Source organism: Frigoribacterium sp. AC394 (genome assembly GCF_979258095.1).
On record NZ_OZ409834.1, the window covers coordinates 66882 to 88400 of the forward strand.

Sequence of the window (21519 nt, forward strand, 5' to 3'; positions counted from 1 at the left end):
GCCGCGACGTAACGAGTGCATTAAGCCTCGGGCCTCGAATCGTGGATACGCCGCGACTGCCTTATCGTTCACCCGAACGATAAACCGGAAGGCCATACCCGTATGACACCGATCGTCCCCGAAAACCCGCGCCCGGGCGGAGGATCCCGAGGTCCGAGCCGCCGCACCGTCCTCGCCGGCGCCGCCGGGCTCGCGAGCCTCGCCGGCCTCTTCACCCTCGCCGGCTGCGCCCCCGCCCGCAGCGACCCGACCATCCCCGAGGCCGCCGCCACCGGCACCGCGCAGCGCGGCGGTCGCCTCCGCATCGCGCGCCCCGCGGCGTCCGCCGCCGAGACCCTCGACTCCGCCAGCTCGCTCTCGGCCTACGAGTACCTCGGCGCCCTCTACAACCGTCTCGTCAGACTCGACGAGCAGGGCGTCACCGTGCCCGATCTCGCCGAGGAGTGGTCGGCCACGCCCGACGGCGTCACCTGGACGTTCCGCCTCCGCAGCGGCGTGCGGTTCCACGACGGCCGCCGCTTCACCGCCGCCGACGCCATCTACTCGATCGAGCACATCCTCGACCCCGAGACCGCGTCGCCGCAGGGCGAGGTGCTCGCCGCCATGATCGGCCCCGGCAGCATGAGCGCCCCCGACCCGCTCACCCTCCGCATCGAGCTGCTCACGCCGAACGCCGAGTTCCCCTCGCTGCTGACGGCGTACCAGTGCTACATGATCCCCGAGGGCAGCGCCGACCCCGCGAACGGCCCCACGATCGGCACCACCGGCATCGGCACGGGCCCGTTCCGCCTCAGCGGCTTCGAGCCCGCGGGCACCGGCAGCATCGAGGCGTACGACGACCACTTCGCCGGCCGCCCGGCCCTCGACGGCATCGACTTCTACTCGATCCAGGACACCACGGCCCGCGTCAACGCGCTGCTCGCCGGTCAGATCGACCTCATCTCGCAGACGAACCTCGACTTCGCGACCGCGCAGGTCGTCAGCGCGTCGAGCACCGCAACGGTCGCCCGCTCGGCGAACGCGCAGTGGTACACGATCCCGATGCTGTTCACGAGCGCCGAGTTCAGCGACCCCCTGGTGCGCCAGGCGATGAAGCTCGCGTACGACCCGCAGGCCGTCGTCGACACGGCCCTGCAGGGGACCGGCGCCGCGGGGTGGGACAACCCCGTGCCTCCCACCCAGGCCGTCTGGCTCGACGAGCAGCGCGAATACGACCCCGAGAAGGCCCGAGCCCTGCTGAAGAAGGCCGGCCGCGAGGGGTTCCGCACCGACATCCACACCTCGAGCTACGAGTCGGTCTTCACGCCGATGGCCGTCGCCTACCGCGACCAGGTGAAGCAGGCGGGCATCGACCTCGTCGTCAAGAACGCCAGCGCCGACTCGTACTACACGCAGATCTGGATGCAGAAGCCGCTGATGGTCAGCTACTGGTTCACCGGCCGCCCGATCGACCAGCTGCTGAACCAGATCTTCCGCACCGGCTCGTCGTACAACGAGAGCGCCTGGTCGAACCCGACCTTCGACGCCCTGCTCGACGACGCCCGCGCCGAGATGGACGACGGTCGTCGCGCCACCCTCTACCAGGACGCCCAGCGCCTGATCGTGGAGGACAGCGCCGACATGACGCCGATGTTCGGCGACCGGCTCGTCGGCATCGGCCGCGACGTCGTCAACTACCGCGAGTACGGCTTCGAGTTCGACTACCTCCAGATCGGACTGCGCGCATGAGCCCCACCGACGCCCCGACCGGATCCGCCGTCGAGGCCGATCTCACGAGCCGAGGAGGCGCGCCCACGACCCCGCGCCCGTCACGCCCCGGCAGCCCGGCCCTCAGCACCCTGCTGCTCGTGCTGCGTCGCGTCGGCACCGCGCTGCTCACGGTGCTGCTCGCCTCGTTCCTCGTGTTCTTCGCCGTGCAGGCGCTGCCCGGCGACGTGGCTCAGCAGCTGCTCGGCCAGGACGCCACGCCCGAGGCCGTCGCCGCCCTGCGCGACACGCTCGGGCTCGACCAGAACGTCTGGGCCCGCTACGGCGAGTGGCTGCTCGGCGCGAGTCACGGCGACTTCGGCGTCTCGCTCGTCAGCGGCGCGCCGGTCGGCCCCGATCTGCTGATCGCGTTCCGCAACAGCATGCTGATCGCCGTGCCCGCGATGCTCGTCGGCGTCACGATCTCGCTCACCCTCGGCGTCGTCGCGGGGGTGCGTCGAGGTCGCCCGAGCGACCATGCGATCTCGCTGATCAGCCTGGTCGTGATGAGCGTGCCCGAGTTCATGGTCGCGACGATCCTCGTGCTGCTGTTCGCCGTGGCGATCCCGATCTTCCCCGCGGTCGTGCTGCGCGGCGACAGCGCCACCGTCGTCGAGCTGCTGCCGAGCGTCTGGCTGCCCGCGATCGTGCTGACCCTCGCGATGGCGGCGTACATCGTGCGGACCGCGCGGTCGTCGACGATCGACGTGATGGCGTCCGAGTTCGTCACCACCGCCGAGCTGAAGGGCCTCTCGACCCGTCAGGTCGTCTGGCGTCACGCCGTGCCGAGCGCGCTGCTGCCGACCCTGAACGTCGTCGCGCTGAACGTCGCCTGGCTGCTCGGCGGCGTGGTCGTCGTCGAGAACGTCTTCAACTACCCGGGCATGGGCAAGCTCATGCTCGAGTCGGTGTTCAACCGCGATCTGCCCACCATCCAGGCGATCGCGGTCGTCAGCGCCCTGGTCTACGTCGTCTGCAACCTCGCGGCCGATCTCATCGCCCTCGCGCTCGACCCCCGACTCCGCACCCGACGGAAGGCCCGCTCATGAGCACGACGACGAACGGAACCGAGGAGGCGCGGGTCGCCTCGACCGGTCGACCCGACGCCCCGAAGACGGTCGCGGCGCGACTGCGCGGACTCGCGACCGGTCTGACCGGCAGCATCAGCGCCTCCTCGGCTCTCGGCATCGGTCTGGGCCTCATCGCGCTGCACATCGCGCTGGCCCTGCTCGCCCCGCTGATCGCCGGGCACGACCCCGTCGCGACCGACTCGACCGCGGCCCTCGCCGGCTCGAGCTGGTCGCACTGGCTCGGCACCGACCAGTACGGCCGCGACATCCTCTCGCGCACCCTGCACGGCGGGCAGTACGCGCTGCTCGTGACGTTCCTCGCGACGACGATCGCGGTGAGCATCGGCACGGTGCTCGGCTGCATCACGGCGTACGCCGACAACTGGTTCGACGAGGTCGTCATGCGCATCGTCGACGCGCTGCTCAGCGTGCCGTCGATCCTCGCGCTGCTGGTCGTCGTGACCGTGTTCGACTCGGGGCTCTGGGTGATCGTGCTCGCCGTCACCGTCGTCTACGCGCCGGCCGTGACCCGCGTCGTGCGCGGCGCCGCCCGCACCGTCATCACCCAGGACTACGTCACCGCCGCCCGGGCGCGCGGCGAGGGGTCGCTGAGCATCGTGTTCCGCGAGATCCTGCCGAACGTGCTCGACGTCGTGCTGGTCGAGTTCGCGATGCGCGCGTCGTGGATCGTGCTGCTCATCTCGACCCTGTCGTTCCTGGGGTTCGGTGCCAATCCGCCGACTCCCGACTGGGGGCTGATGGTGCAGGAGAACCGCACCGCCCTCACCGTCGTGCCGATGGGGACGCTCGCCCCCGTCGTCGCCCTCGCCACCCTCGTGATCGGTCTCAACCTCAGCGCCGACGGACTGAGCAAGACGCTCGGCGTCGACCGCGCGCAGAAGGGCGCCACCTCATGACCACCACCAGCCCGAACCAGGGAGGCGCGGTGCCCGTCACCGACACCGCCTCCGCACCCGTCGTGGTCGTCGACGACCTCTCGATCTCGTACGCCGCGGGGCGCCGCGAGGTGCCCGTCGTGCGCGGCGTCGGCTTCGAGATCGCGGCCGGCCGCGCCCTCGGACTCGTCGGAGAGAGCGGCAGCGGGAAGTCGACCGTCGCCCGCACTCTGCTGGCGCACCTCCGGCGGGGGTCGCGGATCGTCGGCGGCAGCGTCCGCGTGGCCGGCGACGACGTCTTCGCGCTCGACGAGCGGGCGAGACGCGCGCTCCGGGGCGGCACCGCGGCCCTCGTCGCACAGAACGCCGGTCAGGCCCTCACCCCGTCGATGCGCGTCGGGCGCCAGCTGCGCGAGGCGCTCGAGAGCCACGGGCTGCCCGGCGGGCACGACCGCGTGCTCGAGCTCGTGCGTCACGTGCGCCTGCCCGACCCCGAGACGATCGTGCGCCGCTACCCCCATCAGCTCTCGGGCGGGCAGCAGCAGCGCATCGCCATCGCGATGGCCGTCGCCGCGCGACCGCAGCTGCTCGTGCTCGACGAGCCGACCACCGCGCTCGACGTCGTGACGCAGTCGGCCGTGCTCGAGCTGATCCGCGATCTGGCGGTCGAGCTCGACATGGCGATCCTGCTGGTCAGCCACGACCTCGGCGTCGTGTCGAGCATGGCCGACGAGATCGCCGTCATGCGCGACGGCGTGATCGTCGAGCACCGGCCGACCGCCGAGCTCTTCGCCGACCCGCAGCACGAGTACACGCGCGAGCTGCTTGCGAGCATCCCGCGCGTGCACGCCGGCGAGGGCGACGGGGCGGGCGAGTCGGGACGAGACGCCCGGTCGCTCCGCGGGGCGCTGTCGGGGATCGCGCACGCCGCCCACACGCGGGCCGCGCAGGTGCTCGCCGTCGCGCGGGGCGACGAGTCCGCCGGCGATCCCGGTGCGCAGGCGGCGCCTCGTGCCGGCAGCGCCGAGCCCGTCGTCGCCGCACGCGACCTCGTCGTGCGGTACGGGCGCGGTCTGCCCGCCGCGGTCGACGGGGTGTCGCTCGAGATCGGCCGCCGCGAGACGCTCGCCGTCGTGGGGGAGTCCGGCAGCGGCAAGTCGACGCTCGCCACCGCGATGGCCGGGCTGATCCCCGCCGAGTCGGGCGCCTTCGCCTTCCGTGGAGCAGCCGGCCTGGAGGGCGACCTCACCCAGCCCGTCGGCCGACGGAGCGCCGACCTGCGACGCGCCGTGCAGCTGATCTTCCAGAACGCCGACACCTCGCTGAACCCCCGCCGCACCGTCGGCGCCGCGATCGCCCGCCCGCTCAAGCTGTTCACCGGCAGCAGCTCGCCCGACCGCGTCGCCGAGCTGCTCGTCGAGGTCGGTCTCACGCCCGACTTCGCCGCACGCCTGCCGGCCCAGCTCTCGGGCGGCCAGCGGCAGCGCGTCGGCATCGCCCGGGCGCTCGCCGCCGGCCCCGAGCTGATCATCGCCGACGAGATCACGACCGCGCTCGACGTGCGCGTGCAGGCCGGCGTGCTCGAGCTGCTGACGCGACTCCGCGACGAGAAGGGCCTGAGCTGCCTCTTCATCAGTCACGACCTCGCCGTCGTGCGCGGGGTCGCCGACCGCGTCGCCGTGATGACCGGCGGACGCATCGTCGAGGTCGGCCCCGCCGACCGCGTCTTCGGCGGCCCCAACCACCCCTACACCCGCACCCTGCTCGACGCCACCCTCGACCCCGGCACCACCGAGCTGCCCGGAGTCGGCGACGGCCGCGCCCGCTGGCGCGACGCCGACGGCTGGACCGACCACGGCGGCGGGCACCACGTCAAGAACTGGGAGGCACAGTGAGCATCACCCACCCGAACGAGGACCGCCTGCGCGACGGGGCATCGCACGAGCGCGCCTCGCACGAGCGCGCTCCGTTCGACAGGGCCCTGGACGAGGAGGCGCAGGCCGGCCTCGCGACGGAGGCTCACCTCGAGCGCAGCGCGAGCCGCCGCGAGCAGACCCGCGAGGGCGGGCGGCCGTCCGACGGGACCGGTCTGTGAGCGGCGACCAGCGGCTCCTCGGCGACCCGCGCCTCCTGCACGAGATCGAGGTGCGCGACGAGTGGGTGCCGCTGCCCGACGGGACGCGACTGCATGCCCGGGTCTGGGCCCCACGCGTCGAGCATCCGGTGCCCGTGCTGCTCGAGTACCTGCCGTACCGGCTCGACGACTGGACGGCACCGCGCGACAGCGAGCGGCACCCCTGGTACGCCGCCCGCGGGTACGCCTCGGTGCGGGTCGACATCCGCGGCACGGGGTCGAGCGACGGGCTGTTCGACGACGAGTACTCCGAGCAGGAGCTCGCCGACGGCATCGCCCTGATCGAGTGGCTCGCCGCGCAGCCCTGGTCGACGGGGGCGGTCGGCGCATTCGGCATCTCGTGGGGCGGGTTCAACGCCCTGCAGCTCGCCGGCCGCGCCCCGGCCGCGCTCAAGGCGATCGTCACCGTCTGCTCGACCGACGACCGCTACGACAACGACGTGCACTACATGGGCGGCGCCGTGCTCGGCATCGACATGGCCGCATGGGGCGGCACCATGTTCGCGTTCAACTCCCGCCCGCCGCGCCCCGAGGTCGTCGGCGCCGACTGGGTCGCACGCTGGCGCGAGCGCCTCGAGCACAACCGGCCGATGACCCCGGTCTGGCTCGCGCACCAGGAGCGCGACGACTACTGGCGACACGGCAGCGTCTGCGAGGACTACTCGTCGATCACGGCGGCCGTCCTCGCCGTCGGCGGCTGGGCCGACCCGTACCGCGACGCCGTGCTGCGCCTCGTCTCCGAGCTCGACGCACCGGTCAAGGGCATCATCGGGCCCTGGTCGCACCAGTACCCCGACCGCGGGCTAGCCCCCGGCCCGGGCATCGGCTTCTTGCAGGAGACCCTGCGCTGGTGGGACCGCTGGCTGCTCGACGAGCCGAACGGCGTCGACGACGAGCCGGCCCTGCGAGCCTGGATCAACGACTCCGAGCCGCCCGCCACGTACTACGCCGAGCGGACCGGGCGCTGGGTCGGCGCCGAGGACTGGCCGTCGACCGCCACCCGGGCGCGCGTCGAGTCGCTCGAGCTGCTGACCGGCGGCGAGCACGGACCCGTCGTCGTGCGCTCGCCGCAGAGCACCGGGCTCGACGCCGGCCGGTTCTTCCCGTTCGGCAACGCCACCGACCTGCCGCCCGACCAGCGCGCGGAGGACGGCCGGTCAGTGTGCTTCGACCTCGACGTGGGGGCGTCTGCGGACGGGGCCGGCGGGGCCGGCGCGCCGCTGGACGTGCTCGGCAGCGTCGTCGTCGACCTCGCGATCACGAGCGACCGGCCCGACGCGAACGTCATCGTGCGTCTTTGCGACGTCGCGCCCGACGGCAGCTCGACGCTCGTCACCCGCGGAGTCCTCAATCTGAACAAGCGGAACGGCCGGCACCGCGACGACCCGATGGAGGTGCGGGTCGAGCAGACCGTGCGCGTCCCGCTGGTCTCGACCGGGCACTCCTTCCCGGCCGGCCACCGCCTCCGGATCGCCGTGTCGTCGGCCTACTGGCCATGGATCTGGCCGCACTCCGACGAGGCCACGCTCACCATCGACCCCCAGCGCAGCGCCGTGACGCTGCCGGTGTGGACGCGGGCCGGCGACGACGGGGTGCGCTTCGACGAGCCGACCCGCGCGACGCCGCTCGCCGTACGGGCCCTGCCGCCCGCGTCGGATCTGCCGCAGCGCAGCGTCACGCACGACGTCGGCACCGGCGAGTGGGTGCTCGACGTCGACCCCGGCTACGGCGGCGGACGCGAGTACCCCGACGGGCTCGTCTTCACCGAAGACAGCCGCGAGACCTACCGCATCGTCGACGGCGACCCGCTGTCGGCCTCGGCGGAGTCGCGCTGGGCGATCGGACTCGAGAAGCCCGACTGGCGGGCCTGGCTCGAGACGACGTCGCACGTCTCGGCCACCCACGACGACTTCGTGATCGTCAACACGGTGCGGGCGTGGGCGCGCGACGGCGGGCCGTCGACGGAAGCGGTGCTCGTCGCCGACCGCCGGTTCGAGGACGTCGTGCCGCGGACGTCCGCGTGATGTCGGCGGAGGGTGTCGCGGCAGCGGGCGCCGTCGGCGGCGGGGCGCGTCGCAAGCCCGCCGAGCGACGGGCGCAGATCGTCGAAGCGGCGCGCGGTGTGATCCTCCGCGAGGGGCTCGGTGCGACCCGGCTGCGCGACATCGCGGGGGAGGCGGGGGTGTCGGTCGGCACCGTCACCTATCACTTCGAGAGCGTCGCGCAGATCCTCAACGAGGTCGTCGTGCTCGAGACGGCGCGGTTCTACTCGTCGATCATCGAGGCGGTCGACGCCGAGCCCGACCCCGTCGCCGGGGTGCGGATGCTGATCGAGCCCCTGTTCGCCGCGACCGACGCGAGCGACGAGCACTGGCGTCTCTGGTCGGACTACTGGACGGCGGTCGCCCGCAAGCCCGCGGTGGCCGAGGAGTACGTCGAGCGGATCCGCGTGTGGGAGGCCTGCCTGACGCGCACGCTGCGTCGTGGGGCCGGCGGGGTGTTCCCGTCGCTCGCGGTCGGCGACGCGTCGGAGCTGGCGCTCAAGCTCGCGGCCTACAGCGACGGTGTGGCGACGCAGCTCGCTCAGAAGGCGCCGGGGCTGACCTCGGAGCTCGCGCTGGAGTGGATGTGGGTGTTCGTCGAGCACGAGACCGGCGCCCGCTGCGCCTGAACGACGAACCGCGAGGCGGACGAGAGCCGGCGTGATCGCGGCGTCTCGTCCACCTCGCGGTGCGTGATGCGGTGGGGCTGCCTACTTGAGGTCGCCGTCCTTGGCCTTCTCGGTCTGCAGGCGGTCTTCGCTCATCGCCTTGTCCTTCTGGCCCTGCGCGGTCAGCTCGGCGTCGTCGGTCTTCTTGCCGACGGCCTCCTCGACGTGACCGGCTGCCTTCTGGACGAAATCTTTTGCCTTGTCTCCAACGGACATGTTGTCCCCTTCGGTCTCTCGCCGGAGAGTCCCGGCTGACGTGGACGGTAGGCCGAAGCCGGGCGCCGGGACGGCCCCCGGGCGAGTTCCCAGCCGCTGCACGGGAGGGGTGCAGGCAGCGCGCGGCGGCGCCGGACGGCGCCGACGAGGTCAGGCGAGCGCGGCGGGGTCGAGGCCGTGGCGTTCGACCTCCATCGCCTGGCGGATCGTCAGCGGGTAGATGCGCGACAGCTCGGGATGCGCGGGGTCGCTCGAGATGTACGCCACGCTCTCGACGTGCTGCTCGAACGCGTTCACCTTGTCGCGGGGCGCACCCACGACGAGCTGGAACCCGAGCGACGTCAGCGCCGCGAGCGACCGCCCGGTGTACTCGTCGTCGGCCTTGACGAACCCCTCGTCGAGCACGATCGGCGCGTAGGTCGGCACCCGGTCGGTGCCGTCGCCGAGCCGGAAGCGGAGGGCCGCGCCGAGCACGAACGCGATGAGCTCCTGCCCCTCGCCGCCCGACTTGCCGGCCACGCCCTCGTGCACGATCTGCGTGCCGTCGACCCGGGTCTCGATGGCGCGGAACTGGTAGTGCTCGCGCGCGTCGAGCACGCGGCGGCGCCAGGCGTCGCCGATCTTCGAGCGCTCCTCGAGGTGCGCGAGGTCGCGTCGGAGGGTGACGAACCGCCGCTCGATCTCGGCCGCGTCGCGGGGCGCCCCCGCCCGATCGCCGATGTGCGTGCGCAGCGTCCGCTTGAAATCGACGAGGTCGCTGTTCGACACGGGCTTCGGCTCGATGTCGAGCGTCGACCCCTGCCGGAACTCGATCGCCCGGAGCGCCTGCGAGATGGGCCGCACCCCGCGACGGATGACGTGGCCGTCCTCCTCGATCTGCACGAGCAGCGCGCGCAGGCTGTCGCCCATGTCGGCGCCGGCCTTGGCGAGCCAGTCCTCCTTCGCGTTCGGCAGGGCGTCGTCGACGAGCGTGCGGTGGATCGCCTTGACCGCGTCGAGACTGTCGATCGAGGCGTCGATCCCGGCCGTGCGGTCGAGCTCGAGGTACCGCTCGAAGATCAGCACGAGAGTGTTCTCGGCCTGCGTGCGTTCGCGGTCGTGGCCGTCGATCTGCCCGCGGAGCAGCGACAGCGCCTCGCGGTGCGACCGCTCGACGTCGGCCACCTCGCGCGGCGCGGCGAACGGCAGCGGTGCGAGCAGGGCGCGCTCGTGGTCGGTCAGCGGGTCGGCCCCGGTCAGGGCGTCGCTGAAGGCGTCCTCGATATCGACCAGGGTCGAGTGCTCGGCCTCGAGTCGCGCGAGCTCGTGGTCGAAGCTCGGCCAGACGACGCGTCGCCGCCGAGCGCTCGTCGTCGTGTCGGCGCGCGTCGGCCTGCAGCGTGGCGAGCTCGGGCCGCTCGTCGGCCAGCCGATCGAGCTGACCCTGAAGGTCGTCGAGTCGCGCCTGCGCCGGCGCGGTGTCGATGTCCGCCCACGAGAACTCGGTCGATCGCGCGACGGCGTCGAGCACCCGGCGTCGCGCCGACGACTCGGCCTCGGCGGTGTCCCATGCGGCCCGCGCGACGGTGAGGTCGCGTTCGAGCGACGCGATCTCGTCGGCGAGCTCGGCGACGCGGGAGCCGTTGTCGAGGCCGATCCACGAGCGCGTGCGGCGGTCGTCCTTCACGACGCGGCCTCGCGAGCCCGTGCGGAGACCGGCACGCGTCACGGCGCCCCGCGCCCCGGCGGGCAGCGAGCCGTCGAGGTCGTCGGGCCCCTCGACGCAGAGCACGCTGCGCTCGGCGACGATCTCGTCGAACAGCCAGCCGAAGAACGGGCTGCCCTCGTCGAACTGCAGCATGGCGGGCACGGTGCGCGGCACGGCGTCGTGCTCGGGCTCGACGCCGGTCGCCGCGGGCACCAGCGTGATGCGGCCGCGCATGTCGTGGTCGTTGACGAAGCGGCGCACGGCGTCGAACTGCGCGCGGTCGACCAGGAGGTGCGTGGCCAGGTCGCCGACGACCCGCTCGATCGCGACCGTCCAGTCGGTGTGCGCGGCCGCGACCTCGAACAGCTCGCCGGCGTAGGGCAGACCCGCGACGGGGATCCCGGTGCCCTCGGCGATGCGGAGTCGTCGTTCGGCCGCGTCGTCGGGCACGTTGCTGCCGCGCAGCTCGAACGAGCGGCGCTGCGCCTCGCGGGCCGACAGCGCGCGCTTGGCCTCGCCGATGCGGGCGGCGAGCTCGCCGCGCACGTCGTCGGCGGCGGCCCGGGCGGCCGCGTCCTCGTCGGCGAGTCGCTCGGCGCGCTGCCGCAGCGCGACGAGCTGCTTCTCGGACGTCGGCACGGACTCGCCCGTGCCGTCGAGGGCCGTCGCGAAGCGGCGCCGCTCGCGCTGGACGACGGCGAGGTCGCGCTCGGCGGTCGCCACGAGCTGACGGAGCGACTGGGAGGGGTCGCCGCCGAGATCGCCGATGCGGGCCAGGGCCTGCTCACGGGCACGGAACGCGGCGGTGTCGTCGTCGGCCGCGCGCCTCCTCGACTCCGACAGGGCGCGCTTCTCGGTCGTGACCCGGTCGACCTCGCCGCTGACCCAGCTGCCGACCTTCTCGGCCAGCCAGACGCGCAGTCGGCTCGGGCCGTGGCTCTCGTCGATCAGACGGCGCTTCTCGGTCGCGTCGTGGCCGGCGATCTCGTAGCGATCGGCCAGCGCGGGCACCGGCTCGAGCACGCCGAGCTTCTTGCGCGTCGTCTCGAACACGTCGTAGAGCGCCGAGGCCTCGCGGTACGTGCCGAGCGTGGTCTCCCAGCGCGAGAGCGCCTTGGGCTGCGTGAGCACGAACGACTTGAACAGCTCGTCGATCGAGAAGACGCCCTTCGACGCCTGCGCACGGCGCAGCAGCGTCAGCGCCTTCAGCTGCGACTCGTCGCTGCCGCCGATGCCGAGCTCGCCGCACAGCTGCACGCGGAACTCGGGCTGCGAGTACGTGACGAGATCGCGGACGGGGTCGAGGAGGCGCGCGAGGGAGCCCTTCGTCAGCGGACTCGAGCTGCTCGCATCGCGCTTGACCTCGGTCAGCCGGCTGAGATCGAAGGGCCCGCGGACGAGCAGGTAGACGCTGGCCTGCGTCACGTCGTCCTGGCTGGAGGTGTCGGTGCCGATCCAGGCGAGACGCACCGCGGTGAGGGTCTGCCCGAGCTCGGTCGCGTACGTGATGGCGGCGCCGCTCGCGAACGCCTGGCCCAGCGGACGGAGGAATCGCGTCGTCGTGCGATCGGACGCCGCGTCGCGCACCTCGTCGGTCTTTCCGCGCGCGTAGCTGTAGACGGTGCGCTCGGAGCGCTGGCGGCTGTCGTCGCGCGCGGCCCGGTTGAACTCCTGCGGGTTCGGCATGATCACCGCGGCCATCGCGTCGAGCACCGTCGACTTGCCGCGCCCGGTCGGCCCGAGGATCGCGATGCCGCCGCGCCCCACCGGCATACGGTGCAGCCCCGAGTAGCTGCCCCAGTTCAGCAGCTGCACCTGCTCGATGCGGTACTGACCCGAGTGGAACATGCCGAGGTCGGGCGCCGCGGCGTGGTCTCCCGTGTCGGTCGCCGCGGCGATGACGGCGGTGCCGGCGGTGTCGGGAGCGTCGGCGGCGTCGGGAGCCGAGGAGGCGGTGGTCGCGTCGGCGGGGATCATGCCTGGTCTGCTTCCGGGTCGAGGGGGAGATCGAGGGCGACGGCGGTCGGGTCGGGGCGGGGTTCGGCGGCCTGATCGGGGTCGGCCTCGGCGTCCGCGTCGAGGTCGGAGCCGCCGGAGCCGTCGTCGTCGCCGCCGGCTTCCGAGTCGCCGTCGGCCGATTCGTCGGCGTCGGCGTCGGCGTCAGCGTCCGCGTCGGCCTCTGCATCGATGTCGAGCGCGCTCGCGTCGGCGGGCGCCTCGGCCCCCGCCGCCTCGAGGAACACGCGCTCGAGGTGAGCCAGCTGCTCGGCCGTGATCAGCGGCACGATCGCGGGGGCGACGACGAAGAGCGCGGGGTCGTCGGGCTCCGGCTCGAGGAGGTCGCGCGACACCATGGCGGCGAGGGCCGCGTCGACGCGACGCATCGAGCGGATCTCGTCGTGCGCGGTGTCGTCGTGGTACCGGCCGAGGAACTCCGCGACCTGATCGCGCGACACCACGACCGATTCGTCGTGCGCGTCGCTGAATGCGTGCTCACGCCGCAGGAAGACCATCAGCAGCGACGCGTCGCGCGACAGCGGCTTCTCGCGCCGCAGCAGGATGGGCACGTCGTCCTGTCCGCTCTGCCGCTTGAACGCGACCTCGTACTCGTGGTCGACGACCAGCACGAGGAACATCTCGTCGAGCCGGGCCCGGATCTCGGGTTCGTAGGCGAGCAGAGCGGCCCACGCCTCGCCCTGCCGGGCCCGCGACATGAAGCGGTGGGTCAGCAGCGTGACCAGCGCCTTGCGACCGGCGAGCGGGAGCTCGTCGCGGAGCGCGCTCGACGGGTCGGGAGCAGCGCCGTCCGCCTCCGTCGTGCCGTCCGCATCGGCGCTGTCCGGATCGATGCTGTCGAGGACGGTGCTGTCGAGAACGGTGCCGACTGCCTCGGTGCTGACGTCGTCGATCGGGTCGGGGGTCATACGGTGTCTCTCTCGGGCTGCGGGGTCGGGGCGGAGGTGTCGTCGCCGGGGGCGGGGGCGTCGTCCCCCGGTGCGGGCTGTCGGCGGAAGACGAGCCGGGGGAGGACGACGCGACGACCCGCGCCTCCTCGACCCGCGCCTCCTCGGCTGCCGCCCCCTGGCGCGGCCGGTTCGCCGGCGGTCAGGGTGACGGTCTCGGTGGTCTCGTCGACCACGCCGCGGTCGATGGCGAGGTCGAGCATGCTCAGCACGAGGCCGAGTCGGCGGAACTCGGGGTCGGTGGCCTCGTACAGCTCGGCGCTCGTGACGGTCTCGTGCTCGTCGAGCAGGCGGTCGAGGGTGGCCGCGACGGCCGCGGTGCTCGTGCCCGAGCTGATGCGGAGCGCGGCGCGGTCGGCGGCGGGCAGCGTGGCGTCGCCCTCGGTCACCTGCACGTCGACGGTCGGGCGCCCCCGGTCGCTGTGGAGCTGCGCCTGGCTGATGTCGACCACGTCGAGCGCGCCGAGCCCGAGCACGTCGACGGGCAGCACGGCCGGGCCCGGTCGTCGCTCGGCCCAGACGCCGCCGGCGTGCAGCGCCCGTTCGGCGAGGGTGAGGAGGCGCTGGTGACGCTCGGTCGACGAGCGACTGAGGAACCGGCGGAGCGACGATGTCCAGCGCCCGTACGTCTCTTGCACCGACTGCTCTTCCGCGAGCAGCGACGAGATCAGCGACTCGAGCTGCGTCCGCTGCCGATCGGTCAGATGCTGGGCCGCGGCGGGGTGATCGAGGATGAGCTCGATGTCGGCGCGCATCACGTCGATCTCACGCGACGACAGCATCTGCGCGAATCCGCGGTAGGCGCGGCCCTCGGGGGTCTGCTCGAGCAGATCGTTCTCACGCAGGTACTGCTCGACGAGCGCGCCCTTGCCGACGTGCTCGACCGTCGCGCGGCGCGCGACCTCGCGGTGCCGCTGCTCGACCATGCTGCTCAGCTGCCGGAAGTCCTCGGGCAGCGACGCCGTCAGCCGCACCACCTCGCGCACCTGCCGCTTGAGGACGTCGGGGCTGACCGGCTCGGTGCCGTGCTGCTCGATGCGATCGCGGCGACGCTGCAGCTCGGCGATCTGCTCGTCGATCCGCGCGGTCTGGGCCTCGCGGCTCGGGTCGGCGAGACCGGCGAGCTGACCGACGGCGTGGGCGATGCTGCCGAGTCGCGCCTCGCTCACCGCGTTGTCCTGCTCGACCAGCTCGCGCACGATCCGCAGCGCCTTGAGCGCGTGGGGCGAGAGTCGGTACTGCGCGCGGGCCTCGCCGCGCGGGGGCGGGCTCGAGGCGCGGGTCGGGGCCGACCCCGCCGCGCCGAGCGCGCCCCAGCCGTCGGCTGCGGGGGAGGGGCCGGTCGTCGTGCTGCTCGGACGGCCGTGGTCGGCGTCGCCGTGGCGTGCCCCGCCGTCGTCCGCCGAGGAGGCGCGGGTGCGGATCAGCCACCGGCTGTCGACCCAGCTCCGGCAGTAGTCGGCCGGGGTGGTGCGGGTCTCGGGGACGGCCGTCGCTCCGGAGTCGCCGACCCGCGCCTCCTCGGTGCCGGCCCGGACGGGCGCGGTCTCGGCGAGCGCGGTCTGATCGAGCGCGTTCAGCTCGAGGGCCTGGGCGACCTGCTGGTGGAACCAGTCGGCCGAGACAGGCCCCTCGGCGTGCTCGAGGTGCCGGGAGAAGAGAGGGAGCATCCAGCGGCTGTTGTAGCTGCGGAGCAGGGCCCACGTGGGGTCGTCCTCGTGCGCGACGCGCACGTCGTCACGGCTCAGGGCGTCGTCGGGCCCTGACGATTCGTTCACCAAGCGGACCTCCGGCAGTCGTCGGACGAGGATACCAACTGGCGCGTTCCGCCCCGCGACGGAAGCGCCGACGGTGCTCGGAGGTCAGACTGAGCGGATGCGGAGCGGACTGAGACGATGCGTCGCGGGGTCCATCGTCGCGGCGGTCGTCCTCGCCGGGGCCGGGTGCGCCGACTCCGCCGAACTGGGCCAGCGCTTCGAGTCGCTGATGGAGGGTGTCGACGGCATCGTCGAGATCGAGACCGGCGGCATCGACTACCCCTTGGGCAGCGCGACGGCCGAGGCCACGGTCGTGGTCGAGAGCGATCTCGGCGACGACGACCTCGCCGCGGTCGCCGAGCGGATCAGGCCGTTCGTGGCCCGCGAGGTCGGCGACGAGTGGCAGTACGTCGACGTGCGCCGGGGCGCCGTCACCTTCGAGGTGCTCGCCGACGAGGCCGACACGGCGGCCCAGCTCGACCTCGCCCGCCGGGTCGCCGACGATCCGGTCTTCGCGGAGGCGTCCCTCGGCACGCACGAGTTCGGTGCGACGACGAGCGACTCGGAATCGCCCCGGCGGGGGTTCGGGATCACGGTGGTCCCCTCGGCGTCGTCGGACGTCCTCACGGCGTGGCAGCGGGCGCGCTCTCTCCGGGATGCGGAACCGCAGCTGGCCGAGGTCGACGTCTCCGCCTGGAGCCCGGACTCGCGCCGGTTCATCACCGAGAACGTCAGCGGGTTCCCCTCGGCGTTCGACGACCCCGCGACGTCCGACGTCGTGCTCGACGCCGCCGACCAGGCGGATCTGCTCGCCGCGATCGGGGACGACGACCTCGGTGCGGGGCGGGTCCTCGTGCTGCCCGAGGGCATCAGGGTCGACCTCAAGCAGCCGACCGTCACGGGGCAGCAGCCACCGGACGAGGTGGCCGAGGCGTCCGGCCGCGCCGAGCGGGTCGCGAGCGCCCTCGCGGCGACGTCCGGCGTCTCGGGCACGACCATCGGCACCGTCTCGTCGCCGGACGAGTCGCGCGAGGTGGACGGCGACCTGTCCGAGGCCGAGTCGGTCGTGGACGCCGTCGACTCCGACGCGGTGACCTACTCGGCCATCAGCGCCCGGTCCGTCGAGGTGCGGACGATGCGGCCGGATCAGGTCGTGCCCGCCCTGCGGGCCATCGGCGGGTCGGCGGACGTGTCGCGTCTGGATGTCGTCCGCGTCTCGCCTGACCGGTCGGACCCCCGCGGCCTCGCGTTCTCGAGCGACCCCGCGACCCTCGAGGTGCTCGTCTCCGTCGCGGACGCGATCACGGCCTCACCCGGGATCGAGGGCGTGTCCGTCGCGAGCACGGAGGCGAGGGTGGACGTCGTGCTGGGCGACGCCGTGACCGAGGGGTCGCTCGACGACGTGGTCTCCGCAGTGCAGGCGGCGCCGCGCGGCACCGTCGTCGCGTTCCGTCGCGACGTCCGGGAGCCGGTCGACCTCGCCGTCGAGACGGTCGGCGACGAGGCCGTGGCCGACTGCTCCGCACTCGAGACCGACGATCAGCCGCTGTGCGAGGTGGTGCGCGCGGCCTGGGCGGAGTAGCCCGCGAGGGGTGCCCGTGCTCGGCGTCACGCGCCGACATGTGGAGGATCGCAGGAGGCGCGTGGTGCAGTCTCGGAGGATGAGTGCTCCCGCAGACACCGCCGACCCGACACCCGTGGTCCACATCCTGCACGACAACGCCGAGTGGCTCTCTCCGCTCGTCGCCGCCCTCGACGCGGCGGGTGTGCCGCATCGCGAGCACCTGCTCGACGGGAGCTCGTTCGATCTGTCCGCCGAGCCTCCTGCCGGGGTGTTCTGGTCGCGCCTCAGCGGGTCTGCCCACACGCGAGGCCGGGCGACGGCCAAGGAGGTGGCCCGCGCGACGCTCCGCTGGGCCGAGCGCCACGGACGCCGCACGATCAACGGCAGCGGCGTCGTCGAGCTCGAGGTGAGCAAGGTCGCGCAGTACCTGGCGCTCGAGCAGGCCGGTTTCGACGTGCCGGCCACCACCGCCGTGTTCGGCACCGCCGACCTCAAGGCCCGGGCGCGCGAGCAGAAGCTGCCGTTCATCACGAAGCACAACCAGGGCGGCAAGGGTCTCGGGGTGCGTCGCTTCGACGACCTCGAGTCGTTCGACGCCTACGTCGACGGCCCCGACTTCGAGGTGCCGGTCGACGGGATCACGCTGCTGCAGGAGTTCCTGCAGGCCGAGGAGCCCTTCAACACCCGCGTCGAGTTCGTCGGCGGTCGCTTCGTCTACGCGGTGCGGGTCGACACCTCGGCGGGCAGCTTCGAGCTGTGCCCCGCCGACGCGTGCGTCGTGCCCGACGGCGCCGACCCCGCCACGTTCGCACCCTTCGCCGTCCGATCGTCGGTGACCGCGTCGCACCCTCTCGTGCAGCGGCTCGAGGCCTTCCTGGACCAGCAGGGGATCGAGGTCGCGGGGATCGAGTTCATCGAGACCGCCGACGGTCGCGTCGTGCCGTACGACGTCAACACGAACACCAACTACAACCCCGACGTCGAGCGGTCGTCGAGCGTGTCGGCCGCCGCGACGCTCGCCGGCTGGCTCGGCTGGGTGCTCTCGAGCGAGGGGTAGCGCGCGCCGGTCCCCCTTCGGAGGCGTGCGCCCGGGCCGAGGAGGCGCGGGCCGGGGAGGCGAGGAGGCGCGGGGCCGAGGAGCCGAGGAGGCGCGGGGGCGGGGAGGCGCGGGTCGACGATCGATGTCGGGGGTCGGCGTTAGCGTGTCCAGCACGGGCCGACGACCGTGCGGACCGTGAAGCGAAAGGCGACGCCATCTACCTCGACGACGACACCGTGGTCACGAGCCCGTCCGACCTCAGCACGTGGGCCGCGTGCGAGTGGGCGTTCCTCCGACGCCTCGACGCCAGGCTCGGGCGCATCCCGGCGGTGCCCGAGGTGGCCGACGCCATGCTCGACCGCACGGCCCGACTGGGCGACGACCACGAGATCCGGTTCCTCGAGCGGCTGCGCGAGACGCACCGGGTCGTCGAGTTCGAGCGACCCGAGCGCGCGGGGTACCCGGCCGCCGCAACGGCCGCCGAGCAGGCCATGCGCGACGGCGTGCCGGTGCTCTATCAGGCGACGTTCTTCGACGGCTCGTTCATCGGGTTCTCCGACTTCCTGCTCCGCACGGACGACGGCGCGTACGAGGTCTACGACACCAAGCTCGCCCGACACGCCAAGATCCCCGCCCTCCTGCAGTTGGCCGCCTACGCCGAGCAGATCGCCGCGCTCGGTCTGCCCGTCGGGCCGCAGGTGCATCTCGTGCTCGGCGACGGCACGACCTCCAGTCACGCTCTCGCCGACATCGCCCCGGTCTACCGCGCGCAGCGCGACCGGCTGAGGTCGGTCGTCGACCGGCGGCTGCACGCCGAGGCCCCGCTGGCCTGGGGCGCCCCCGGGGTCGTCGCCTGCGGCCGCTGCGGTCAGTGCGCGGTGCAGGTCGACGAGCACCGCGACCTCGTGCTCGTGGCCGGGCTGAGTCTCGGTCAGCGTTCGTCGCTGCTCGCGGCGGGCATCGCGAGCATCGACGACCTGGCTGCGAGCACCGGGCCCGTGGCAGGTGTGGGCGGTGCCGCCCTCGCGCGCCTCCGCGCTCAGGCCCGGCTCCAGATCGACAGCGCCGGGGCGCCCCTCCCCGAGGTCCGCCTGGTCGACCCTGGTGCGCTGGCGGCCATCCCCGCACCCGACCCCGGTGACATCTTCTTCGACTTCGAGGGCGACCCGCTCTACACCGAGGGCGACTCGTCGGTGTGGGGGCTCGACTACCTCTTCGGGCTGGTCGACGACCAGTCGCGCTTCACGGCGTTCTGGGCGCACGACCTCCGACAAGAGCGCCGTGCCCTGATCGACTTCCTCGACTTCGTCCGCGACCGGCGGGCGACCCACCCGGGCATGCACGTCTACCACTACGCGTCGTACGAGCGCAGCCACCTGCTCTCGCTCGCCGCCCGGCACGGCGTCGGCGAAGACGACGTCGACGATCTGCTGCGGGCGGGGGTGCTGATCGACCTGTACCCGATCGTCCGGAAGGCGCTGCTCGTGGGGTCGCGCAGCTACTCGATCAAGAAGCTCGAGCCCCTCTACATGGGCGCCGAGCACCGCGACGGCGACGGGGTGGTCTCGGCCGTCGACAGCATCGGCGCGTACGTCGAGGCGGCGGCCGCCCTCCGTGCCGGCGACCCCACCGGTCAGACGCGTCTCGACCAGGTCGCCGACTACAACGAGTACGACTGCCGATCGACCCTCCGTCTGCGCGACTGGCTGCTGACGATGCTCCCCGCCGACACCGCCAGCGACGACACCGTGGCGCTCGTCGACGACGAGCGCGTCCGGGCCGAGCCCGACCCCGTCTTCGTCGAGCTCACGGCGCAGCTGGCCGACGTCGATCCCCTCGACCGCACGCCCGATCAGACCGCCCTCGCCCTCGCGGCCGCCGCCATCGACTACCACCGACGCGAGGCCAAGACCTTCTGGCAAGAGCACTTCGATCGTCTGCGCGAACCGCTCGACGAATGGGCCGACACCCGCGACGTGTTCGTCGTCGAGCACGCCGAGGTCGTCCGCGACTGGGGGAAGCCGCCGCGCAAGCGGACCCTCTCGAGAGACCTCCGCCTCGTCGGGTCGCTCGCCCCGGGCAGCCGATCGCCTCTGGGCTCCACGCCCATGGCCGTCTACGACACGCCTCTGCCTCCCTCGGTGAATCGCGCGGGCCCGGGCTCCCGAGGCTGGGCCGCCCGGGCGACGGTCGTCGACGCCGACCCGGGCGCCGACGACGTCGTGCTGCTCGTCACCGAGACCGTCCCCACGGGTGCCGAGCCCCACGGGTCGTTCCCTGTGGCGCTGACCCCGGCCGCACCTCCTCGGGCGGCCCCGCAACCGGAGGCCATCTCGGAGTGGGGGCGCCGGGTGCTCGACGACCTGCCCGGGTTCGTGCCCGACGCCGCGCTCGACCTGCTGCGCCGGGTGCCGCCCCGCGGCGGCGTCCGACCCGTCGTGGGCGACGACACGGTCGGGGCCGTGATGGGGACCCTGCTCGATCTCGACCGGTCGTATCTGGCCGTGCAGGGCCCTCCGGGCACCGGCAAGACCTACGTCGGCTCGACCGTCGTCGCCCGCCTCGTCCGCGAGCACGGCTGGCGGGTCGGCGTCGTGGGGCAGTCGCACGCCGTGGTCGAGAACTTCCTGGCGGCCGTCGTCGGCAAGGGAGTCGACCCCGAGAGGGTCGTCAAGGTGCCGAAGAAGGGCACCAGCCCGGAGGCCCTCGAGGCCTCGGCGTGGACTCCGGTCGCGAACGGCGCGGGTCTCGCCGCGTTCCTGTCCGGGCCGGGTGAGACCGGGGGCGTCGTCGGCGGCACCGGCTGGACCTTCGCCAACGCCGATCACATCGCGCGCGGCTCGCTCGACCTCCTCGTCGTCGACGAGGCCGGGCAGTTCTCGCTGGCCCCCACGATCGCGTCATCGCTGGCGGCCCAGCGCCTGCTGCTGCTCGGCGACCCGCAGCAGCTGCCGCAGGTCAGCCAGGGCTCGCACCCCGAACCCGTCGACCAGTCCGCGCTCGGCTGGCTCGCCGACGGACACGACGTGCTCCCGGCCGAGCTCGGATACTTCCTGTCGCGCACCTACCGCATGCACCCGGCGCTCACGGCCCCGGTCTCACGGCTGTCGTACGACGGTGCCCTCGAGTCGAGGGCGCCCGAGCGACTGCTGGAGGGCATCGCGCCCGGTCTGCACGTCGAGCCGGTCGCCCATCAGGGCAACACGACCTCGTCCGCCGAAGAGGCCGAGCGCGTCGTCGCGATCGCCACCGACATGGTGGGGCGCACCTGGACGGACGGCGACTCGACACGGGCGCTGACGGCTGCCGACGTCATCGTCGTCGCCCCGTACAACGCGCAGGGAGCGCTGATCCGCGACGCTCTCGACCGGGCCGGGCTGGCCGAGACCACCGTCGGCACGGTCGACCTCTTCCAAGGTCGCGAGGCCGTCATCGCGATCCTGTCACTGGCGGCGTCGTCGGCGGCCGAGATCCCGCGCGGACTCGACTTCCTGCTCATGCCGAACCGGCTGAACGTCGGCATCTCGCGCGCGCAGTGGGCGGCGTACCTCGTGCACTCGCCGGCCCTGGCCGCGTCGATGCCCACCTCGATCGCGGGGTTGGGGCTGCTGTCGCGATTCATCGACCTCGTCGCGCCTGCGCCTGCGCCTGCGACTGCGACTGCGTCGGCGTCGGCGACTGAGCCCGAGGCCGAGACGGCAGCTCCTGGCCTCGAATCGTCACCGGCTTGAGCCGGC

Annotated in this window: 14 protein-coding genes and 1 pseudogene; 10 read left to right on the forward strand and 5 right to left on the reverse strand. The window is 73.0% G+C overall.

Annotated features, from left to right (window positions below; all coding sequences use genetic code 11):
• Positions 1–102 precede the first annotated feature (102 nt).
• Genes ACZZY9_RS00300 through ACZZY9_RS00330 form a run of 7 tightly spaced genes read left to right on the forward strand, consistent with a single transcriptional unit; the run spans position 103 to position 8517 of the window.
• On the forward strand, positions 103–1728 hold the full coding sequence (locus ACZZY9_RS00300) for an ABC transporter substrate-binding protein (protein WP_463462550.1): 1626 nt from the start codon (positions 103–105) through the stop codon (positions 1726–1728).
• Positions 1725–2795 (forward strand): ABC transporter permease, encoded by a 1071-nt coding sequence (locus tag ACZZY9_RS00305; protein WP_463462551.1) that lies wholly within the window; start codon positions 1725–1727, stop codon positions 2793–2795. The genes ACZZY9_RS00300 and ACZZY9_RS00305 overlap by 4 nt, the downstream gene beginning before the upstream one ends.
• Positions 2792–3733 carry an ABC transporter permease gene (locus tag ACZZY9_RS00310; RefSeq protein WP_463462552.1) on the forward strand — a complete coding sequence of 314 codons (942 nt, stop codon included), beginning with the start codon at positions 2792–2794 and terminating at the stop codon, positions 3731–3733. The genes ACZZY9_RS00305 and ACZZY9_RS00310 overlap by 4 nt, the downstream gene beginning before the upstream one ends.
• On the forward strand, positions 3730–5607 hold the full coding sequence (locus tag ACZZY9_RS00315) for a dipeptide ABC transporter ATP-binding protein (RefSeq protein ID WP_463462553.1): 1878 nt from the start codon (positions 3730–3732) through the stop codon (positions 5605–5607). Before ACZZY9_RS00310 ends, ACZZY9_RS00315 begins: the two co-directional genes overlap by 4 nt.
• Positions 5604–5807, forward strand: a complete 204-nt coding sequence (locus ACZZY9_RS00320; RefSeq protein ID WP_463462554.1) for a hypothetical protein — start codon at positions 5604–5606, stop codon at positions 5805–5807. The genes ACZZY9_RS00315 and ACZZY9_RS00320 overlap by 4 nt, the downstream gene beginning before the upstream one ends.
• Positions 5804–7870 carry a CocE/NonD family hydrolase gene (locus ACZZY9_RS00325; protein WP_463462555.1) on the forward strand — a complete coding sequence of 689 codons (2067 nt, stop codon included), beginning with the start codon at positions 5804–5806 and terminating at the stop codon, positions 7868–7870. Before ACZZY9_RS00320 ends, ACZZY9_RS00325 begins: the two co-directional genes overlap by 4 nt.
• Entirely contained in the window at positions 7870–8517 is a 648-nt protein-coding gene (locus ACZZY9_RS00330; protein ID WP_320477353.1) for a TetR/AcrR family transcriptional regulator, read from the forward strand. Before ACZZY9_RS00325 ends, ACZZY9_RS00330 begins: the two co-directional genes overlap by 1 nt.
• 81 nt (positions 8518–8598) lie before the next feature.
• Here ACZZY9_RS00330 and ACZZY9_RS00335 read toward each other — a convergent pair whose 3' ends face one another.
• The 5 genes and pseudogenes from ACZZY9_RS00335 to ACZZY9_RS00355 form a co-directional block, all read right to left on the reverse strand.
• Positions 8599–8772, reverse strand: coding sequence for a CsbD family protein (locus tag ACZZY9_RS00335; protein WP_156463343.1), 174 nt, complete (start codon positions 8770–8772; stop codon positions 8599–8601).
• A gap of 150 nt (positions 8773–8922) precedes the next feature.
• Entirely contained in the window at positions 8923–9936 is a 1014-nt protein-coding gene (locus tag ACZZY9_RS00340) for an SbcC/MukB-like Walker B domain-containing protein (RefSeq protein WP_463462556.1), read from the reverse strand.
• A 2230-nt stretch (positions 9937–12166) separates the two neighbouring features.
• Positions 12167–12436 (reverse strand): annotated as a pseudogene (locus ACZZY9_RS00345) (ATP-binding protein); the annotation flags it as partial.
• Positions 12433–13383: a DUF4194 domain-containing protein gene (locus ACZZY9_RS00350; RefSeq protein WP_463462557.1), complete on the reverse strand. Its 951-nt coding sequence runs from the start codon at positions 13381–13383 to the stop codon at positions 12433–12435. The gene ACZZY9_RS00350 and the pseudogene ACZZY9_RS00345, both read right to left, overlap by 4 nt.
• The gene (locus ACZZY9_RS00355) at positions 13380–15200 is read right to left on the reverse strand and encodes a DUF3375 family protein (RefSeq protein WP_463462558.1); all 1821 of its coding nucleotides are present in this window, start codon (positions 15198–15200) and stop codon (positions 13380–13382) included. Before ACZZY9_RS00355 ends, ACZZY9_RS00350 begins: the two co-directional genes overlap by 4 nt.
• A 97-nt stretch (positions 15201–15297) precedes the next feature.
• On the opposite strand from ACZZY9_RS00355, the gene ACZZY9_RS00360 reads away from it, so the two are divergent.
• From ACZZY9_RS00360 to ACZZY9_RS00370, 3 genes are all read left to right on the forward strand, one after another.
• On the forward strand, positions 15298–16761 hold the full coding sequence (locus ACZZY9_RS00360) for a hypothetical protein (RefSeq protein ID WP_463462559.1): 1464 nt from the start codon (positions 15298–15300) through the stop codon (positions 16759–16761).
• Between the two features lie 79 nt (positions 16762–16840).
• Positions 16841–17800, forward strand: a complete 960-nt coding sequence (locus ACZZY9_RS00365; RefSeq protein ID WP_463462560.1) for an ATP-grasp domain-containing protein — start codon at positions 16841–16843, stop codon at positions 17798–17800.
• 218 nt (positions 17801–18018) lie between these two features.
• Complete coding sequence (locus ACZZY9_RS00370; protein ID WP_463462561.1) at positions 18019–21513, forward strand: TM0106 family RecB-like putative nuclease; 3495 nt, start codon at positions 18019–18021, stop codon at positions 21511–21513.
• Positions 21514–21519 lie beyond the last annotated feature (6 nt).

Bases quoted from the DNA above. Each gene is read 5' to 3' on its own strand.
- ACZZY9_RS00360 (WP_463462559.1), top strand. From the start codon at position 15,298: ATGCGGAGCGGACTGAGACGATGCGTCGCGGGGTCCATCGTCGCGGCG.
- ACZZY9_RS00315 (WP_463462553.1), top strand. From the start codon at position 3,730: ATGACCACCACCAGCCCGAACCAGGGAGGCGCGGTGCCCGTCACCGAC.
- ACZZY9_RS00305 (WP_463462551.1), top strand. From the start codon at position 1,725: ATGAGCCCCACCGACGCCCCGACCGGATCCGCCGTCGAGGCCGATCTC.
- ACZZY9_RS00365 (WP_463462560.1), top strand. From the start codon at position 16,841: ATGAGTGCTCCCGCAGACACCGCCGACCCGACACCCGTGGTCCACATC.
- ACZZY9_RS00335 (WP_156463343.1), bottom strand. From the start codon at position 8,772: ATGTCCGTTGGAGACAAGGCAAAAGATTTCGTCCAGAAGGCAGCCGGT.
- ACZZY9_RS00330 (WP_320477353.1), top strand. From the start codon at position 7,870: ATGTCGGCGGAGGGTGTCGCGGCAGCGGGCGCCGTCGGCGGCGGGGCG.
- ACZZY9_RS00350 (WP_463462557.1), bottom strand. From the start codon at position 13,383: ATGACCCCCGACCCGATCGACGACGTCAGCACCGAGGCAGTCGGCACC.
- ACZZY9_RS00310 (WP_463462552.1), top strand. From the start codon at position 2,792: ATGAGCACGACGACGAACGGAACCGAGGAGGCGCGGGTCGCCTCGACC.
- ACZZY9_RS00300 (WP_463462550.1), top strand. From the start codon at position 103: ATGACACCGATCGTCCCCGAAAACCCGCGCCCGGGCGGAGGATCCCGA.